Raw genomic sequence first — 17784 nt, 5'->3', positions numbered from 1 at the left:
ATCAGAGCCGGCGAACGGCCATCGAGCCGTTGGTGCCGCCGAAGCCGAACGAGTTGGACAGGCCGACGTCGATCTTCATCTGCCGCGCCTCGTTGGCGCAGTAGTCCAGGTCGCATTCCGGATCCTGGTTGAAGATATTGATGGTCGGAGGCGAGACCTGGTTGTAGACCGCCAGGGTCGTGAACACGGCCTCGATGCCGCCGGCCGCGCCCAGCAGGTGGCCGGTCATGGACTTGGTCGAGTTCACCACCAGTTTCTTGGCGTGATCGCCGAAAGCCAGCTTCAACGCCTCGGTCTCGTTCTTGTCGCCCAGGGGCGTCGAGGTGCCGTGCGCGTTGACGTACTGGACGTCTTCCAGGTTCAGGCCGCCGTTGCGCAGCGCGTTGAGGACGCCGCGACGCGGACCGTCCTTGTCAGGCGCGGTGATGTGGTGCGCATCAGAACTCATGCCGTAGCCTGCGAATTCGCCGTAGATACGCGCGCCGCGCTTCTTGGCGTGTTCGTATTCTTCCAGCACCAGCACGCCGGCGCCCTCGCCCAGCACGAAGCCGTCGCGGTCGCGGTCCCAGGGACGCGAGGCCGTTTGAGGATCATCGTTGCGGGTCGACAGCGCGCGCATCGCGGCGAAGCCGCCGATGCCCAGCGGCGACACGGTCGACTCGGCGCCACCAGCCACCATGACATCGGCATCGCCGTACTCGATCAGGCGGGCCGCGCCACCGATGCAATGCAGGCCCGTGGTGCAGGCCGACACGACGGCGTAGCTGGGGCCCTTCATGCCATAGGCGATGGACAGGTGCCCGGAGATCAGGTTGATCAGCGAACCCGGCACAAAGAACGGCGAGATGCGGCGCGGCCCCTTGGCCATGTATTCGACCTGGGTTTCCTCGATGCGCGGCAGGCCGCCGATACCCGAGCCGACAATCACGCCGATGCGCTCGGCGTTGGCTTCGGTGACTTCCAGCCCGCTGTCGCGCCAGGCCTGCATCCCGGCAGCCAGGCCGTAATGGATGAAGGTATCCATCTGGCGGGCTTCCTTGGCCGAGATATAGGTGCTGATATCGAAGTCCTTGACTTCGCCGGCGATGTGCGTGGTGATGGCCGAGGGATCGAAACGGGTGATGCGGCTGATGCCAGAACGTCCGTTGACGATATTGTCCCAAGCGGTGGTCAGGTCGTTGCCGACAGGCGACACGATACCAAGGCCAGTGATGACGACTCGTCGCTTCACGGATGACTCCTCAAACAGACAAAAGAAAGGCGGTTTTCGGGATGCGCTGCGCGTGCGGCACGCGCTACTGCGGGTCGGGCGTCGATGCCCTTCCCGCGCGCGGACCACACGGCAAATTCCTGAAACCGCCCCGGTTCCCGGTTGGCGCCGAAATCGTGTTCGGAGCAACCGGAAGGATATAGGCTGAGCTTACTGCTTACCGTTCGAATTGATGTAATCAATCGCTTGTTGCACGGTCGTGATCTTTTCGGCCTCTTCGTCGGGGATCTCGGTCTCGAATTCGTCTTCGAGCGCCATGACCAGTTCGACCATGTCGAGCGAATCGGCACCGAGGTCGTCAAGGAAGGAGGATTCGTTCTTGATCTCGGCTTCGTTCACGCCAAGTTGTTCAGCGACGATCTTCTTGACGCGCTGTTCGATGCTTTCCATGCAGATCTCCAATTGGGAAAAATCCCGCGAATTATAGCCAAGCGCAGAGTACTGCAAACGCCAGGCCGTGACAAAAATAACGCCGCACTCTTTGATCTGTCGCCATCGGGGCGCAGGTGTGCCGATATGCGGCGTTTCCGGATGAACCGCGCGTCGCCGCCCCGGAGCCCCGGTGACGGCGCGGCGGCCTCGGCCGCCCGCGCGCTTCGTGACTTATTGCATGTACATCCCGCCGTTGACGTGCAGGGTGGTGCCGGTAATGTAACCCGCCTGCGGCCCGGACAAAAAGGCCACCGCATGGGCGATGTCGGCCGGCGCCCCCAGGCGGCCCAGCGGAATCTGCTGCAGCAGCGCGGCCGTCTGGGTCTCACCCAGGGCGCGCGTCATGTCGGTATCGATGAAACCCGGGGCCACGCAATTGACGGTGATGTTGCGGCTGCCCAGCTCGCGCGCCAGCGCCCGCGACATGCCGGCAACGCCAGCCTTGGCGGCGGCGTAGTTGGCTTGGCCGGGATTGCCGCTCGAACCCACCACGGAGGTGACATTGATGATGCGTCCCCAACGGGCCTTCATCATGTTGCGCAGCACCGCCCGCGACAGGCGGAAGACCGACGCCAGGTTGGTGTCGATGACCGCGGACCAGTCGTCGTCTTTCATGCGCATTGCCAGCGTATCGCGGGTGATGCCTGCATTATTGACGAGGATGTGCGGACCGCCGCCTTCCTTGCCGAGCGCGTCGATGAGGGCATCACAGGCTTCGGCGTTGGTCACATCCAGCACCACGCCACGGCCGCCGAACGGCGCCAGCGCTTCGGTGATGGCGGCCGCGCCCGATTCGGACGTGGCGGTGCCGACCACCACCGCGCCGCGCGCGGCCAGCTCCAGGGCGATCGCACGGCCGATGCCACGCGTCGCGCCCGTCACCAGGGCGGTCTTGCCCTGCAGTTCGATCGAGGTGTTTTCCATGGTCTTAGTTTCCGTTGACCGCGGCCAGCGCGGCTTCGAGGGAAGCCGGATCCGTAATGGCCAGGCCGGTGAGTTCGGGGTCGATGCGCTTGGTCAGGCCGGTCAGCACCTTGCCGGGGCCGCACTCGATGACGTGGGTCACGCCCTGCGCCTTCATGGCGCGCAGCGTTTCGACCCAACGCACAGGATGCCATGCCTGGCGCACCAGCGCATCCCGGATTGCCCCGGGCTCGGTCGGCGCGGCGACATCGACGTTGTTGATGACCGGCACCTGCGGAACCGACACCGTCACCGCCGCCAAAGCGCCGGCCAGCACATCGGCGGCGGGCTTGAGCAGGCTGGAATGGAACGGCGCGGACACGGGCAGCAGCAGCGCGCGCTTGGCGCCCGCGGCCTTGGCCAGTTCGCAGGCGCGCTCGACGGCGCCCTTGTGACCGGCGATCACCACCTGGGCCGGCGCGTTGAAATTGACGGCCTCGACCACTTCGCCCTGGGCCGCCGCGGCGCAGGCGGCGCGCACGGCATCATCGTCCAGGCCAAGGATGGCGGCCATGGCGCCGGTACCGACGGGCACGGCGGCCTGCATGGCGTCGGCGCGCACGCGCACCAGGCGCACGGCGTCTTCGAGCGTCAGCGAACCGGCGGCCGTCAACGCGGCGTATTCGCCCAGGCTGTGACCGGCGACGACATCGGGATTACGGCCACCCGCCGCGCGCCAGGCCGCGAAGAACGCGGCGCCAGCCGTCAGCATGGCGGGCTGGGTGTTGGTGGTGAGGTTGAGCTGTTCAGTGGGCCCCTGCGCAATCAGGGCGCCCAGGTCCTGGCCCAGCGCCTGCGATGCGCGCGCCACGGTATCGGTAACGGCGGCGACATCGGTCCAGGCATCCAGCATGCCGACCGCCTGGGAACCCTGGCCAGGAAAGACAAAAGCGATTTTCATGTTTGACCGTGTGGATAGATTCTGAGTCTGTGTAATGTCGGACTTGCCAGCCAGGCGGGCGCGGCATGCCGCGCCCCGGCCGATCCGGCCCTTACATGCGGGCCAGCACCGAGCCCCAGGTGAACCCGCCGCCCACGCCCTGCATCAGCACCAGTTGGCCGGGTTTGACGCGGCCATCGCGACGCGCGGCATCCAGCGCCAGCGGCACGCTGGCGGCCGAGGTATTGGCATGGCTGTCGACGGTAATGACGACCTTCTCGACCGGCACGGCAAGCTTGCGCGCCAGGAAATTGAGGATGCGGACGTTGGCCTGGTGCGGAATCAGCCAATCGACGTCGGCGATCTCGATCCCGGCTTCCGCGCAGGTGTCGCGAGCGGAGCGGTCCAGCACCGTGACAGCCTGCTTGAACACCGCCTGGCCATCCATGCGCAGGAACGGGTCGCCCGTGACATCGCCATAGGCCACGTTGCCGGCGGCACTCAGGATCTTCATCTGGCTGCCATCGGCATGCAGTTGCGCGGCCAGGATGCCGGGTTTGTCGGAAGCCTTCAGCACCACCGCGCCAGCGCCGTCGCCGAACAGCACGCAGGTGCTGCGGTCATTCCAGTCGAGGATGCGCGAGAACACTTCCGCGCCGATCACCAGCGCGCAGCGCGCACGGCCGGCACGGATGAAGCTGTCGGCGGTGCTCAGGGCGTAGACGAACCCGCTGCACACGGCCTGCACGTCAAACGCCGCGGAACCCTTGGCGCCCAGGTTGGCCTGCACCAGGCAGGCAGTGCTGGGAAAGACGAAATCGGGCGTGGATGTGGCCAGCACGATCAGGTCGATCTCGGAGGCATCGACCCCGGCATCGGCCAGCGCGCGGCGCGCGGCCTCGGTGGCCAGTTGGCTGGTGGTCACGCCGCGTTCGGCCAGGTGGCGCTGGCGAATGCCCGTGCGCTCGACGATCCATTCGTCGGACGTGGCGATATCGCGCGTCGCCAACTCCGCCGCCAGGGCGTCATTCGAAACCACGCGTTCCGGCAGGAAGCTGCCGGTGCCCGCGATCACGGAATATTTCATTGCGGTATCCATCAAGCGGTGTCCCCAGCCACGCCCGACTCGAGCGCGGAAGCGCCCGACGCCGACTGCACGCGCTGGTTTATCTGCGCCACCGTCTGGGCGGTGCGCTCCAGCAGTTTACTCACGACGGCTTCGCGCGCCCGTTGCAGCGCGAAACCGAAGGCGTAGGCATCGGCCGAACCATGGCTCTTGATGACCACGCCGCGCAAGCCGAGCAACGCCGCACCGTTGTAGCGGCGGTTATCGACGCGGTTGCGCAGGCGATTGAGCACGGGCTTGGCCAGCGCGCCGACCAGCAACGTGATCAGATTGCGTTTGAATTCTTCGCGGATGACGCTGGACAACATCTTGGCCAGGCCTTCCACGGATTTGAGCACGACATTGCCGACGAAACCGTCGCAGACGACCACATCGACCGTGCCCTTGAAAATGTCATTGCCTTCGACGTTGCCGTAGAAGTTCAGGGGGCTGGCGCGCAGAAGCTCGGCGGCTTCCTTGACGACCTCGTTGCCCTTGATGACTTCTTCGCCGATGTTGAGCAACCCCACCGTGGGGTTCTCGCGATGGTCCACCGCCTGCGACAGCGCCGCGCCCATGATGGCGAATTGCAGAAGGTGTTCGGCCGTGCAGTCCACGTTCGCCCCCAGGTCCAGCACCGTGGTGGCGCGGCCCGTCTGGTTCGGAATGGACGTGGCGATCGCGGGGCGGTCGATACCGTCCAGCGTCTTGAGCACGTAGCGTGAAATGGCCATCCAGGCGCCGGTGTTGCCTGCGGAAACGCAGGCGTCGGCGCGCCCATCCTTGACGGACTGGGCGGCCAGGCGCATGGAGGAGTCTTTCTTGCGGCGCAGGGCGACCTCGACCGGGTCGTCCATGGTGACGACCTCGGAAGCCGCCACGATCTCGAAGCGATCACGCTCGACGCCGCGGTGCTCGGAGAGCGCCGCTTCGATGGCGTCGGGAAGCCCGACCAGCAATAGCCGGGTGTCCGGAAATTGCCGGGCGAACTCGATCGCAGCCGGAATCGTGACGGGCAGACCGACGTCTCCGCCCATACAGTCTATGGCGATGCGTATCACGGGTGCCAGGTATCAGCGCTCAGCCGAAATGGTCCGAGTACGAGTTCGGCCCGGGGGCCTTATTCGTCGGCCTTGGTCTTCAGGACCTTGCGGCCACGATAGAAGCCGTTGGGGCTGATGTGGTGACGCAGGTGCGTTTCGCCCGTGGTGGGCTCGATCGCCGTCGACGGATTCACCAGAAAATCGTGCGAGCGGTGCATACCGCGCTTGGACGGGGACTTCTTGTTTTGTTGAACAGCCATGATGACTCCTAGAAACGGGGCGCATTGTACGCGATGCGGCCCGATGTTGATCTCAATCTTTGTGCTTCAGTTGTTCCAGCACCGCAAACGGCGACGGACGCTTGACAACGGGCTCTTGGGAAGCCTCGCCGTCCTTGGCCTGCGCGCCCGGGCATACATCATGCTTGGGCACATACGGAACGCTCAGAATGAGCTCATCTTCGACCTGGGCCAACAGATCGAAGTGATGCGAACCCACCACCTTTTCAGGCTGGTTGGACACAAAACCATTTCCTGCGCTTCCTGCCTCGCGGCCACCTTCGCCATCCTCGTCCTCGTCGTCAAAACCCGCGGCATGATCGCCATGGGAACTGTCGTCGTCGAGATCGGCTTCGGACTTGACCAACTGCAGCAGAACCTCGCTGTCCACCGGATAGGCGAACGGCTCATTGCACCGCTGACACACCACCACCGGATTCGCCCGCACATGAATGCGCAGCAGCGGCTGACCATGCAGCAGCCCGGTCTTGCCCATTTCTCCGCGCACGGACCACGTCACGAGCCCGGCATCACCCGCCGGCTGCTCGGGAAGCCCGTCAACCGCGCGCGTCAGCCGCACAAGAGGTATGGTGCCTTGCGCTTCCTTGCCCGAATGGGCGAATGCGAATGCGTCGATGGGCTTGATGATCTGTCCTTGCAATTTCGCGGCCCGCCCGGCGTGGCATCACCCCATCCGGGGTGGCGGCACACCAGCGGCGGCACACACCCAGCAGCAGTCAGCGGCAACATTCACGTCACCGGCGGCATGCTGCCCTGCAAAAATGCCGCAACACGTTAGATAATACTGTGACTTACGTCCCAACGTCAAATACCGAATGCCCTCACAACCCAGCCTGATCCTCGCCTCCAGCTCACGCTACCGCAAAGAACTGCTAGGCCGCCTGCGCCTGCCCTTCACCGCCATCTCGCCCGATGTGGACGAAACGCCACAGCCAGGAGAGTCGCCCGAAGCGCTGGCGCTGCGCCTGTCGGTCGCCAAGGCCATGGCGGTGGCCGGCAAGCACCCGGGCAGCATCGTCATCGGTTCGGACCAGGTCGCCACCATCGACGGCCAACCTATCGGCAAGCCCGGGGATTTTACGCGAGCCCAGGCGCAGTTGCGCGCACTTTCCGGGCAGATCGTGGAATTTCACAGCGCGTTGGCGGTTACTGATGGCCAACGGGTGGAAAAGGCCGATATTGTCACCCGCTGCCACTTCCGGCGCCTGTCTGACCGCGCCATCGACGCCTACCTGCGCGCCGAGGAGCCCTACGATACCGCAGGCAGCGCCAAGGCGGAAAGCCTGGGCATCGCCTTGATGGAAAGCATCCAGAGCGACGACCCGACCGCGATCATCGGCCTGCCGCTGATCGCCCTGACCGGCATGCTGGCCGGATTCGGCCTGGATCCCCTGGACGCCCCGGGAGCTCCCGCATGAGCGGCGCGCTGCACCTGATCCCGGTCGGCCTGGGCGAGGCCAACCCCGACAGCTGGCTGCCTGCCGACGCGCGCGCGCTGGCTGGCACCCTGGATACCTACATCGCCGAAAACGCCAAGACCGCGCGCGCCTTCCTCAAGCTGATCGGCACGACCCGCCCGCTGCAGGAAATCACCATCCACACGCTCACCGACAAGACCGACGCGGCCCAGATCAACGCCTGGCTCGAACCGCTACGCCATGGCGGTGAAATCGGCCTGGTGTCCGAAGCGGGCTGCCCCGCGGTCGCCGACCCCGGCGCCAAGGTCGTGGACACCGCCCATCGACTGGGCCTGACCGTCAAACCCTGGGTCGGCCCCTCCTCCATCCTGCTGGGCCTGATGGCCAGCGGCCTGGACGGCCAACGCTTCGCCTTCCACGGCTACGCGCCGGTGGACGCCGGCGAGCGCGCCAAGCAGCTCAAGGCCTGGGAGCAGCAGTCCGCCCGGCACAACCAGACGCAGCTGCTGATCGAGACCCCCTATCGCAACGCCGCCATGTTCGCCACGCTGCTGGCCAGCCTGAAGGGCGACACCAAGCTGTGCATCGCACGCGCGCTGACCACCGCCGACGAATGGATCGCCACCCGCACCATCGCCGACTGGAAAAAACAGCCTGCCCCGCAGTTGGACAAAATGCCCACCCTGTTCCTGTACCTGGCGCGCTGACCATGATCCGACTTGCCACAGTATTCCTGGCCCTCGCGGCCCTGGCTGGTTGCGCCCAGCGCGGCCCCGCCGGCCTGAACCTGGACACGTCGATCACTGCCGTCAGCCAGAGCAGCCGGGTGCGCTTCGTGGTCCTGCACTACACCTCGACCGACGACGCCCAGTCGATGAAACTGCTGTCACAGGGCAAGGTCAGCGCCCACTACCTGATCGACACGCCCGGACGCGCCTACCGCCTGGTCGACGAAACCCGCGCCGCCTGGCACGCCGGCGAAAGCGCCTGGTACGGCCTGAACGCCATGAACAGTACGTCGATCGGCATCGAGATCGTCAACCCGGGCTGGACCGACGGCGACGACGGCAAGCCACAGTGGCACGCTTATGGCGACCGACAGATCCGCGCGCTGACGATCCTGTTGCGCGACATCATCCAGCGCTACGGCATCGCCCCCGAGAACGTGGTGGGCCACAGCGACATCGCCCCCCAGCGCAAGGTCGATCCCGGCCCGCTGTTCCCATGGAAGCAACTGGCCGCGGCCGGAATCGGCCGCTGGTACGACGAGGCCGGCGCCGCCTCGCACCTGGCGCGCCTGCAGGCCCAGGGCACGCCCGACGTCGCCTGGTTCCAGCAACAGTTGCAGCGATTGGGCTACACCGCGCCGCAGAACGGCACATTGGACCGGGCCACCATCAATGTGCTGGCGGCCTTCCAGATGCACTACCGCCCCGCCCGGCATGACGGCCAGCCGGACGCCGAAACCGCGGCGATCATGCTGGCCATGCTGTAGCCGGCCGGTGTGCCGCTCACCCCGGGCGGCGGCGCCACCAAACGGCCAGCCGCCAGCCCAACAGCAGCGCCAGCACCGCGGCATACAGGATCGGCTGCGACAGGTCGTTCTTGCCGGCCTTGTGCCACCAGTAGTGCAGTATCGCCAGCAGGCCGATCAGATAGATGGCGCGGTGCAGTTGCTGCCAGCGCCTGCCCAGCTTGCGCATGGCCCACTGCGTGGAGGTAGCCGCCAGCGCCGTCATCAGCACGAAGGCAGCGAAACCCACGGTGATGAAGGGCCGCTCGCCGATGTCCTGCAGCATGGCGGCGGGATCGAAACCGCGGTCCCACCAGACCCAGGCCATGAAATGCATGGCGCCATAGAAGAACGCGAACAGGCCGCACATGCGGCGCAGGCGCACCAGCGCCGGCTGCCCGGTCAGGCGCCGCAAGGGCGTGATCGCCAGGGTCACAAGCAGGCACACCAGCGTCCAGGTGCCCGACGAACGCGTCAGGAATTCCACCGGATTGGCGGTCAGGCCATTGTTGAATCCCAGCCAGATCCAGCGCGCGAATGGCGCCAGGCCGAGCAGAAACAGCCCCGGCTTGGCGCGCGCGACGGCCCGCGCCGACCACTGTGGCTTGCGCGCCGCGACCACGCCGACGGGATCGATCCCGGGCGGCTTCAATAGTTGGCCTTCAGATCCATGCCCTGGTAGAGCGAGGCGACCTGCTCGGCATAACCATTGAACATCAAGGTCTTGCGCTTGGGCGAGAACAGGCCGTCCTCGCCGATGCGGCGCTCGGTGGCCTGGCTCCAGCGCGGATGCGGCACGGTGGGATTGACGTTGGCATAGAAGCCATATTCCTGCGGCGCCGCCTTGATCCACGAGGACACCGGCTGCTTTTCCACCAGCCGGATCTTGACCAGCGACTTGCCCGATTTGAAACCGTACTTCCAGGGCACGGCCAGCCTCAACGGCGCGCCGTTCTGGTTGGGCAGCACCTTGCCGTAGACGCCGAACACCAGCATTGCCAACGGATGCATGGCCTCGTCGATACGCAAGCCCTCGACATAGGGCCAGTCGAGGATGGCGGCGCGCACGCCCGGCATGTTCTCGCGCTGCACCGCGGTCACGAATTCCACGTACTTGGCGTTGGCGGTGGGCTCGACCTGCCTGAGCAGCGCCGACAGCGAATAACCGACCCAGGGGATCACCATGGACCACCCCTCGACGCAGCGCAGCCGGTAGACGCGCTCTTCCATTGGCGCCAGCTTGAGCAGTTCGTCGATGTCGAAGGTCCGCGGCTTGCCGACCTCGCCCTCCACGCTGACCGTCCATGGCCGCGTCCGCAGCTTGCCGGCATTGGCCGCGGGCTCGCCCTTGTCAACGCCGAATTCGTAGTAGTTGTTGTACGACGTGATATCACTGAAGGACGTCTGCTTGTCCATGACGCTGAAGGCGGCATTGGCCTGACCCGCCAGGGCGCCGCCAGCGGTCCCCTGGGCGAAGGCGCTGCGCGCCGCCCAGCCGGGCAGCCCCAGCCCCGCCGCCGCGACGCCCGCGCGCAGAATCAGGTCGCGGCGCGAGCGCCAGACAGCCTCGCTGGTGATTTCAGACGGAATGATGTCATCGGGCTTGCGTATCAGCATGGGATTCTCCTGGGGGCCGGCGCGTGGCGGCGCCTTTCGACCACCCCGCGCAGGGTATGGACGATGCGCGACCCCATGATATTCCGCCGACCGCGTCGGCGGCGATCAGCGATAGACCACGTCCGCCCGCGGGTGTTCCCGCGCAGGCGCCCGGTCCCAGGCATTGCGGTAACTCAGGCGGCCGCCGCCAGCGTCCGGCCCAGCAACCATTCGCGCACCAGCGGCACGCTGTCCAGGATGGCCTGCGGGTCACAACCCTCAAGCTCCTTCAGGGTATGCGCGCCGTAAGTCACGCCCAGGCCATGCACGCCGGCATTGGTGGCCATCTGCAGGTCGTGGGACGTGTCGCCCACCATCACGACGCGGGCCGGATCGACGTCCAGTTCGGTCATCAGTTCGTGCAGCATGGCGGGATGCGGCTTGCTGAAGGTTTCGTCGGCCGTGCGGGTGGCATCGAACACCGGCCCCAGGCCCGTCGCGGCCAGGGCGCGGGTCAGGCCGACCCGGCTCTTGCCGGTGGCCACGGCCAGGCGCACATTGCGTTCAGCCAGTTCGGTCAGCAATTCGGGGATGCCGTCGAACAGGCGCAGTTCGGGATCGCGCAGCAAGTAATGGGTGCGATAGCGCTCCAGGAAGCGCGGCAGCATCGCCGGCGTCAGCTGCGGCACGGCGCGGCGCAGCGCGCTTTCCAGCGACAGCCCGATCACCCAACTGGCGTCGGAAGCCGACGGCACCGGCAGCGCGAGGTCGCGGCAGGCCCCCTGGATGGCGGCCACGATGCTGTGCGTGGAATCCATCAGGGTTCCATCCCAGTCAAAAACGACCAGCGAATACGACATATCAGACCGACTCCAGTTGTTTCAGTATTTTCAGGCACGCGGGCGGCAGTTCGGCGGTCAGCGTCATCGGTTCGCCCGTCAGCGGATGATTCAGGGTCAATTGATGGGCATGCAGGAACATGCGGCCGAACCCCATACGGGCGAATTCGGCCCGCACCTCATCGTGGCCGTATTTGTCGTCGCCCACGATGGGAAAGCCGCTGGCCGCCAGGTGCACGCGGATCTGGTGGGTGCGGCCGGTGCGCAGCTCGGCGTCCACCAGGCTGTAGCGGCCGAAGCGCTGCTTGAGCGTAATGATGGTGTGGGCGCTTTGCCCATCGGGATCGACCTTGACGCGGCGCTCGCCGGACTGGGTGGTCCACTTGGACAGCGACAGCTTGATGTGCTGGCGGTCGTTGACCCAATCGCCCTCGACCAGCGCGTAATAGTGCTTGTCGCTACGGCCCTCGCGCAGCATGGCGTGCAGGGCCAGCAGCGCGCTGCGCTTCTTGGCCACCATCAGCAGGCCGGAAGTCTCGCGATCGAGCCGGTGCACCAGTTCGAGGAACTTGGCCTCGGGCCGCGCGGCGCGCAATTGCTCGATGACACCGAAGGACACGCCGCTGCCGCCATGGACCGCCACGCCGGCGGGCTTGTTCACCACCAGCATCGCGTCGTCCTCGAACACTACCGGGAACTCGGCGGCCGGCACCGGCCGTGGCTTGCCCGGATCGGGCAGACGCAGCGGCGGAATGCGGACCATATCGCCTTCCACCACCCGATAGTCCGCCGAGATGCGTCCCTTGTTTACCCGGACCTCGCCGCCACGGATGGCCTTGTAGATGTGGGTTTTGGGGACGCCCTTGCACAGGCGCATCAGGTAATTATCCAGGCGCTGGCCGGCGTGCTCGGCCCCCACTTCCACCATGCGGACGGAGGGGGTGGCCATAGGGGAGGAAGTTTCTTTGCGCATTGCGGAAAGCGACATATAATCGGGACAGCCTTAAGGGGCTGAATCAGCCGCTGGCGTAGAGATGCAACTCAAGAACGCAACTCCGTCGAGCGCGTGGGCCGCCATTGTACTGCCTGCTCATTCAACCCCTGGGTCATTTGGTCGCCGGCGCAACCGCGCCCTGTCGGATAGTGGTGTGGCATTCATCTTGCCCGCTGTCCCAGCAGGTCCGTTGCCTGCCGCAAGCGGCTTGAAGCACTGCAAGAATCGTCGCATATTTAAAGCACCAGCTGCGTGTAGGCAACCAATCCGACCGCAACTGCCGTTCACAGCACATTTCCGTCAAACCACATTCAGTGAAGCTGACCCTCCTGCTGAAAGAACCCCGTGCCCCACGGCACGACGTGCCCGCCTGACCCGCGGCGGATACGCCTGGGCGCCGCCCAGGTACGGTCCGCATCTTCTTGCCCGCTTCAGCCGCAGCCCGAGTGGCCCGAGGTCACGCGCCGATATCGGCGCGTCATGACAACGGAGAAACCCTCTCATGAAGCGCATGCTGTTCAATGCGACGCACCAGGAAGAATTACGCGTCGCGATCGTCGATGGGCAAAAACTCATCGACCTAGACATCGAGACTGCCGGCCGCGAACAACGCAAAGGCAACATCTACAAAGGTGTCATCACCCGGATCGAACCCGGCCTTGAAGCCTGCTTCGTCAACTACGGCGAAGACCGCCATGGTTTTCTTCCCTTCAAGGAAGTGGCCCGCAGCTTCTTCAAGGAAGGCGTCGACGTCCGCACCGCCCGCATCCAGGATGCCCTGCGCGAAGGCCAGGAACTGATCGTCCAGGTCGAAAAGGAAGAACGTGGCAACAAGGGCGCCGCCCTGACCACCTTCATCTCGCTGGCCGGCCGCTACCTGGTCCTGATGCCCAACAACCCCCGTGGCGGTGGCGTTTCGCGCCGCGTCGAGGGCGAGGACCGCCAGGAACTGCGCGACACGATGGAGCAGCTCGAGCTGCCCCAGGGCATGAGCATCATCGCCCGCACCGCCGGCATTGGCCGCAACGTCGAGGAACTGCAATGGGACTTGTCGTACCTGTTGCAGCTCTGGACCGCCATCGACGGCGCCGCGCGCGACAACTCCGCGCCGATCCTGATCTATCTCGAATCCAGCCTGGTCATCCGCGCCATCCGCGATTATTTCTCGCCCGAAATCGGTGAGATCCTGATCGACACGGACGAGATCGCCGACCAGGCCACCGCGTTCATGAGCGTGGTGATGCCGGACAACGTCCAGCGCGTCAAACGCTACCGCGATGACATCCCGCTGTTCTCGCGCTTCCAGATCGAACACCAGATCGAGACGGCCTACTCGCGCACCGTGACCCTGCCCTCGGGCGGCGCCATCGTCATCGACCACACCGAAGCGCTGGTTTCCGTCGACGTCAACTCGGCCCGCTCGACCCGCGGCGCCGACATCGAGGAAACCGCGCTGCGGACCAACTCGGAAGCCGCCGACGAAGTGGCCCGCCAGTTGCGCTTGCGCGACCTGGGCGGCCTGATCGTGATCGACTTCATCGACATGGAAGACAGCAAGAACCAGCGCGCCGTCGAACAGCGCCTGCGTGATGCCCTCCATTTCGACCGCGCGCGCGTCCAGATGGGCAAGATCTCGCGTTTCGGCCTGATGGAGCTGTCGCGCCAGCGCCTGCGTCCGGCCCTGAACGAAGGCTCGCACATCACCTGCCCGCGCTGCAACGGCACCGGCGTGATCCGCGACGCCGAATCCAGCGCCCTGCACGTCCTGCGCCTGCTGCAGGAAGAAGCCATGAAGGAAAACACCGCGGCGGTCCACGCCCAGGTGCCGGTCGACGTGGCGACCTACCTGCTGAACGAAAAGCGCGCCGACATCACCAAGATGGAAGCCCGCCTGAAGGTCAACCTGGTGCTGATCCCCAACAAGCACCTGGAAACGCCGCACCACCACATCGAGCGCCTGCGCCACGACGATCCGCGCCTGGAAGAAGTGAAGACCAGCTTCGAGCTGGTCGAGGCGCCCGCCACGGACGCGCCCTGGCAACCGCGCGAGAACGAGGTCAAGGCCCGTCCGGAAGCGCTGGTCAAGGGCATCACGCCCGCGCAACCGGCTCCGGTGTCGACCCCTGCCCCGGCGCCCGCCCCCGTCGCGGCCGCTCCGGCGCAAGCGGGCGGCCCCGGCCTGCTCAAGCGCCTGTTCGGCTGGCTCACCGGCAACAACGAACCCGCCAAGGCAGCTCCGGCCGCCACCCAGGAAGAGGCCGGCGCCAAGCGCGCCACGTCGCCTTCGCGCGGCGGCAAGGGCCGTCACGACGGCCAGGAACGCCGCGGCGAGCGCCACGGTTCCGACCGCAACCGCAACCGCCGCGGTGAATCGCGCGCGGAAGGCGCCGAGGGCAGCGAAGGCGGCCGCCATATCCGTGGCAATCGTCGCGCCGACGGCGAGCGCCAGGAACGAGGCGAACGCCACAATCGCAACGAGCGTGGCGAACGCGATCAGGCCGCGCTGGCCTCGAATCGTCCCGATAGCGCGCCGGAAGCCACTGGTGAAGACACCGGCGCCGGCCGCAACCGCCGCCGTGGCCGTGGCCGCAACCGCCGCGAGGAAGGCCAGGCCGACACGCCGATGAACGATCAGGAAAGCATGGTCGCGGCGCTGGCCCAGACGGTCGCCACCGCGCTGCCGGAAACCCGGCAGCCTGACGCCCAGGGCGAGGCCGACGTTGTCGAACAGAGCGCCGATGGGGCGCCCGCCATGGAAGGCGCCGAAGGCGCCGCCGATCCGGAACGCAAGCGTCGCCGCCGCCGCAGCCGCCGTGGCCGCCGCAGCCAGGACGAGTCCGGCGTGGCTGGCAGCGAAGAGCAGATGGAAGAGGGTGGCGAGGAAGATGCCGGCGAACAGGCCGAGGCCGAGGCCGTAACCGCGGCCCCCGCGCCGGCCGCCCTCCCGGTCGAGCAGGCCGCGCCGCAGGCCTTGGCTCCGGAGCAACCGGCTGAAGCCGCTCAAGCCGAACCGGCCTCCGCGCCGGTCGAGCAGGTTCCTGCCGTTGCCGAGCCGGTGACGCCGCAACCCACGCAGAGCCCGGTTGCCGAGGCAACCGCGCCGGTGGCCGTGGAGCCCGCCAGCCAGGTTTCCGAAGCCGCCCCCGCCGCCGCGCCGGTGGAAGCCGCCACGGTCGAACCGGTGGTGGAACCCGTAGTCACGGCCGCCCCCGCCGAGCCGGTCGCCGCGCCGGTCGAGCCGGTTGCCGCCTCTACCCCGGTGGAAGAACCGTCGGCCCCGGTGGCGACGCCCGCTCAGGTTGCTGCGCCCGCCGCCTCGACCGAACAGGCCGCGCCGGCCAGCACCCAGCCCATCGTGGTGCCGGCAACCGCGCCCTCGGCCAAGGCCCAGGCCCTGCATGAGGTGGTCAACGCCGCCGGCCTGCAATGGGTGGAAACCGACCCCGAGCGCCACGCCCAGACGCAGCTGCGTATCGCCGCAGCGCACACACCGGTCCGCCTGGGCCGCGAGCGCAAGCCGGTGGCGCCGGTTTCGAACGAACCGCTGGTTCAGGTCGAAACCCGCCACTAAGCACGGCGCCTGGCGAAAAGCCCCCATCATGCGATGGGGGCTTTTTTTTTGGGGCTGGCCAATCGGCGCGCGCATGGCCGCGCAAGTTGAGGCGAAAAAAAACCCTCGTCGCCGAGGGTTCTTTCATCAGACCGGACGCAGAACGATCAGAACTGGTACGTGTAGGTCAACTGCACCGTATCCAGGCCCGGGTTCGGGCGCTTGATGCTGGCGTTGGAGAAGTGCGAATAGCGCAGGCCGATGCGGTTGTTCGGCGTCAGCAGGAAGCCCAGGCCGACGTGGTCGCCGAACTGGAAGGCGGTGCTGATGTTCTCGTTGGCGAAGCGGGTGCGCGAAAACACGGTCGCGCCAATGCCGGCTTCGAGGTAGAAGCGCTCGCCGGCCCACCAGCGGAACATCGGGATGGCGTTCAATTGCCATACATTGCTGGGCGAGCGGTCACCGTTCGCCCACCAGTACGACACGCCGAGTTCGGGCGTCAGGTCCAGGCGGCCCCAGTTGCCACCGAACTGGTAGGTCCAGACCGAGGGCGTTTCGTAATTCAGCGTAAAGCGCTGGTAATGATCACCAACACCGTAGTGCAGGCTCACGCCACCTTGGGTGCCTTCGGACGACTGGGCGCTGGCGATCGTCGCGGCGCTGGCAAGGGCCAAACCAACTAGGCGGGCAAGCATCTTCTTCTTGGTCGACTGCATTGGAAGCAACTCCGTATTTGTTTGGGATGCACATCTCGGCGCAATTCACGAGTGTTATCCAGTACTACAGAACATAGCAAAAACCGGGCCGGAAGGCTTGCAATATGTCGTAATAAGGCAACAAAAAAGATGGAAAACACTGTTCCGTCCAGCAGAGGCAATGCCCCTGTCATGACGCAAAACCTGAGCGCGCAAAAAAGCCGCCGGCACTGACGCGCGGCGGCTATTCATGCATTGCGCCTACCGGGTCGGCAAGACCCGGACGGGATGGCTCAGGCGGGGGCGACGACGTCGGCCGGCTGGTTGGTCAGCAGCGCCAGCAGGCGGGCGATTTCCTCGCGCAACTGGCGGCGATCGACGACCATGTCGATGGCGCCCTTCTGCAACAGGAACTCGGCGCGCTGGAAGCCTTCCGGCAGCTTCTCGCGCACGGTCTGTTCGATCACGCGCGGGCCGGCAAAGCCGATCAGGGCCTTGGGCTCGGCGATGACCACGTCGCCCATGAAGGCAAAGCTCGCGGACACGCCTCCCATGGTGGGGTCGGTCAGCACACTGATGAACGGCAGGCCGGCGGCCGACAGGCGCGTCAGCATGGCGTTGGTTTTGGCCATCTGCATCAGCGACAGCAGGCTTTCCTGCATGCGCGCGCCACCCGAGGCGGCGACACAGATGAAGGGCGTCTTGTTGTCGAGCGCGGCCTGGGCGCCGCGCGCGAAGCGCTCGCCCACCACCGATCCCATGGAGCCGCCCATGAACTCGAACTCGAAGCAGGCCAGCGTCGCCGGCACGCCACGGATCGAGCCGCTGACCACCACCAGCGCGTCGGTTTCCCCGGTCTGCTTGACGGCTTCGGCCAGGCGCTCGGGATACTTGCGCGTGTCCTTGAATTTCAGCGAGTCGACCGAGCGCGTGCTCTGGCCGATCTCGACCCGCCCTTCCATATCGAGCAACGAGTCGATGCGGGCACGGGCGCCGATGCGCATGTGGTGATCGCACTTGGGGCAGACGTGCAGGTTGGCTGCCAGGTCTTCGCTGTACAGCACCGTTTCGCACGACGGACATTTCACCCACAGGCCTTCGGGCACGCGACGGGCGCCGCTGTCGCTGGTTTTATTGATGCGAGGCGGCAGGAGTTTTTCGATCCAGCTCATTGTTTGTTCATCCCG

At 66.2% G+C, this 17784-nt stretch carries 18 protein-coding genes; 4 read left to right on the top strand and 14 right to left on the bottom strand.

Translation table 11 applies throughout. The features are described from left to right. Nucleotide 1: 1 nt before the first annotated feature. The 8 genes from fabF to HV701_RS10985 form a co-directional block, all read right to left on the bottom strand. Nucleotides 2–1231: a beta-ketoacyl-ACP synthase II gene (fabF, locus tag HV701_RS11020; protein ID WP_175133098.1), complete on the bottom strand. Its 1230-nt coding sequence runs from the start codon at nucleotides 1229–1231 to the stop codon at nucleotides 2–4. 189 nt (nucleotides 1232–1420) lie between these two features. Further along, nucleotides 1421–1660 (bottom strand): acyl carrier protein, encoded by a 240-nt coding sequence (acpP, locus tag HV701_RS11015; protein WP_005012191.1) that lies wholly within the window; start codon nucleotides 1658–1660, stop codon nucleotides 1421–1423. A 213-nt stretch (nucleotides 1661–1873) separates the two neighbouring features. After that, nucleotides 1874–2626, bottom strand: coding sequence for a 3-oxoacyl-ACP reductase FabG (gene fabG, locus HV701_RS11010; protein WP_175133097.1), 753 nt, complete (start codon nucleotides 2624–2626; stop codon nucleotides 1874–1876). A gap of 4 nt (nucleotides 2627–2630) precedes the next feature. Next, a complete protein-coding gene (gene fabD / locus HV701_RS11005; RefSeq protein WP_175133096.1) occupies nucleotides 2631–3566 on the bottom strand; it encodes an ACP S-malonyltransferase in 936 nt (311 codons plus the stop codon). A 91-nt stretch (nucleotides 3567–3657) separates the two neighbouring features. Further along, on the bottom strand, nucleotides 3658–4644 hold the full coding sequence (locus HV701_RS11000) for a beta-ketoacyl-ACP synthase III (protein WP_175133095.1): 987 nt from the start codon (nucleotides 4642–4644) through the stop codon (nucleotides 3658–3660). Next, the gene (plsX, locus tag HV701_RS10995; protein ID WP_175133094.1) at nucleotides 4644–5711 is read right to left on the bottom strand and encodes a phosphate acyltransferase PlsX; all 1068 of its coding nucleotides are present in this window, start codon (nucleotides 5709–5711) and stop codon (nucleotides 4644–4646) included. The genes HV701_RS11000 and plsX overlap by 1 nt, the downstream gene beginning before the upstream one ends. A gap of 59 nt (nucleotides 5712–5770) precedes the next feature. After that, on the bottom strand, nucleotides 5771–5953 hold the full coding sequence (rpmF, locus tag HV701_RS10990; protein ID WP_006389284.1) for a 50S ribosomal protein L32: 183 nt from the start codon (nucleotides 5951–5953) through the stop codon (nucleotides 5771–5773). 52 nt (nucleotides 5954–6005) lie between these two features. After that, nucleotides 6006–6632: a YceD family protein gene (locus HV701_RS10985; protein WP_175133093.1), complete on the bottom strand. Its 627-nt coding sequence runs from the start codon at nucleotides 6630–6632 to the stop codon at nucleotides 6006–6008. A gap of 175 nt (nucleotides 6633–6807) precedes the next feature. Between HV701_RS10985 and HV701_RS10980 the strand changes: the two genes are divergently transcribed. From HV701_RS10980 to HV701_RS10970, 3 genes are read left to right on the top strand one after another with little or no spacing between them, the layout of a single operon-like run. Further along, nucleotides 6808–7410, top strand: a complete 603-nt coding sequence (locus HV701_RS10980) for a Maf-like protein (protein WP_175133092.1) — start codon at nucleotides 6808–6810, stop codon at nucleotides 7408–7410. Next, nucleotides 7407–8117 (top strand): SAM-dependent methyltransferase, encoded by a 711-nt coding sequence (locus tag HV701_RS10975; RefSeq protein ID WP_175133091.1) that lies wholly within the window; start codon nucleotides 7407–7409, stop codon nucleotides 8115–8117. Before HV701_RS10980 ends, HV701_RS10975 begins: the two co-directional genes overlap by 4 nt. Before the next feature lie 2 nt (nucleotides 8118–8119). Beyond that, nucleotides 8120–8905: an N-acetylmuramoyl-L-alanine amidase gene (locus tag HV701_RS10970; RefSeq protein WP_175133090.1), complete on the top strand. Its 786-nt coding sequence runs from the start codon at nucleotides 8120–8122 to the stop codon at nucleotides 8903–8905. Between the two features lie 16 nt (nucleotides 8906–8921). Here the strand turns inward: HV701_RS10970 and msrQ are convergent, their stop codons facing one another. The 4 genes from msrQ to HV701_RS10950 form a co-directional block, all read right to left on the bottom strand. Then, entirely contained in the window at nucleotides 8922–9575 is a 654-nt protein-coding gene (gene msrQ, locus HV701_RS10965; protein ID WP_217467959.1) for a protein-methionine-sulfoxide reductase heme-binding subunit MsrQ, read from the bottom strand. Further along, on the bottom strand, nucleotides 9572–10540 hold the full coding sequence (gene msrP, locus HV701_RS10960) for a protein-methionine-sulfoxide reductase catalytic subunit MsrP (RefSeq protein WP_175133089.1): 969 nt from the start codon (nucleotides 10538–10540) through the stop codon (nucleotides 9572–9574). The genes msrQ and msrP overlap by 4 nt, the downstream gene beginning before the upstream one ends. Before the next feature lie 173 nt (nucleotides 10541–10713). Continuing rightward, complete coding sequence (locus tag HV701_RS10955; RefSeq protein WP_175133088.1) at nucleotides 10714–11379, bottom strand: HAD family hydrolase; 666 nt, start codon at nucleotides 11377–11379, stop codon at nucleotides 10714–10716. 1 nt (nucleotide 11380) lies between these two features. Continuing rightward, a complete protein-coding gene (locus HV701_RS10950; protein ID WP_175133087.1) occupies nucleotides 11381–12346 on the bottom strand; it encodes an RluA family pseudouridine synthase in 966 nt (321 codons plus the stop codon). Between the two features lie 508 nt (nucleotides 12347–12854). Between HV701_RS10950 and HV701_RS10945 the strand changes: the two genes are divergently transcribed. Further along, complete coding sequence (locus tag HV701_RS10945; protein WP_175133086.1) at nucleotides 12855–15923, top strand: Rne/Rng family ribonuclease; 3069 nt, start codon at nucleotides 12855–12857, stop codon at nucleotides 15921–15923. Between the two features lie 146 nt (nucleotides 15924–16069). Here the strand turns inward: HV701_RS10945 and HV701_RS10940 are convergent, their stop codons facing one another. Both HV701_RS10940 and accD read right to left on the bottom strand, forming a co-directional pair. Next, nucleotides 16070–16618 (bottom strand): acyloxyacyl hydrolase, encoded by a 549-nt coding sequence (locus HV701_RS10940; protein WP_175133085.1) that lies wholly within the window; start codon nucleotides 16616–16618, stop codon nucleotides 16070–16072. 272 nt (nucleotides 16619–16890) lie between these two features. Beyond that, entirely contained in the window at nucleotides 16891–17769 is an 879-nt protein-coding gene (accD, locus tag HV701_RS10935; RefSeq protein WP_175133084.1) for an acetyl-CoA carboxylase, carboxyltransferase subunit beta, read from the bottom strand. Between the last annotated feature and the right edge of the window lie 15 nt (nucleotides 17770–17784).

This window comes from Achromobacter pulmonis (assembly GCF_902859765.1).
In the GTDB taxonomy this organism is placed as follows: Bacteria; Pseudomonadota; Gammaproteobacteria; order Burkholderiales; family Burkholderiaceae_B; genus Achromobacter; species Achromobacter pulmonis.
This window is presented reverse-complemented; position numbering and strand designations above follow the sequence as displayed.

Bases quoted from the DNA above. Each gene is read 5' to 3' on its own strand.
- HV701_RS10975 (WP_175133091.1), top strand. From the start codon at position 7,407: ATGAGCGGCGCGCTGCACCTGATCCCGGTCGGCCTGGGCGAGGCCAAC.
- HV701_RS10970 (WP_175133090.1), top strand. From the start codon at position 8,120: ATGATCCGACTTGCCACAGTATTCCTGGCCCTCGCGGCCCTGGCTGGT.
- accD (WP_175133084.1), bottom strand. From the start codon at position 17,769: ATGAGCTGGATCGAAAAACTCCTGCCGCCTCGCATCAATAAAACCAGC.
- HV701_RS11000 (WP_175133095.1), bottom strand. From the start codon at position 4,644: ATGGATACCGCAATGAAATATTCCGTGATCGCGGGCACCGGCAGCTTC.
- HV701_RS10945 (WP_175133086.1), top strand. From the start codon at position 12,855: ATGAAGCGCATGCTGTTCAATGCGACGCACCAGGAAGAATTACGCGTC.
- HV701_RS10980 (WP_175133092.1), top strand. From the start codon at position 6,808: ATGCCCTCACAACCCAGCCTGATCCTCGCCTCCAGCTCACGCTACCGC.
- acpP (WP_005012191.1), bottom strand. From the start codon at position 1,660: ATGGAAAGCATCGAACAGCGCGTCAAGAAGATCGTCGCTGAACAACTT.
- fabG (WP_175133097.1), bottom strand. From the start codon at position 2,626: ATGGAAAACACCTCGATCGAACTGCAGGGCAAGACCGCCCTGGTGACG.
- HV701_RS10940 (WP_175133085.1), bottom strand. From the start codon at position 16,618: ATGCAGTCGACCAAGAAGAAGATGCTTGCCCGCCTAGTTGGTTTGGCC.
- HV701_RS10955 (WP_175133088.1), bottom strand. From the start codon at position 11,379: ATGTCGTATTCGCTGGTCGTTTTTGACTGGGATGGAACCCTGATGGAT.
- rpmF (WP_006389284.1), bottom strand. From the start codon at position 5,953: ATGGCTGTTCAACAAAACAAGAAGTCCCCGTCCAAGCGCGGTATGCAC.
- msrP (WP_175133089.1), bottom strand. From the start codon at position 10,540: ATGCTGATACGCAAGCCCGATGACATCATTCCGTCTGAAATCACCAGC.
- fabD (WP_175133096.1), bottom strand. From the start codon at position 3,566: ATGAAAATCGCTTTTGTCTTTCCTGGCCAGGGTTCCCAGGCGGTCGGC.
- HV701_RS10950 (WP_175133087.1), bottom strand. From the start codon at position 12,346: ATGTCGCTTTCCGCAATGCGCAAAGAAACTTCCTCCCCTATGGCCACC.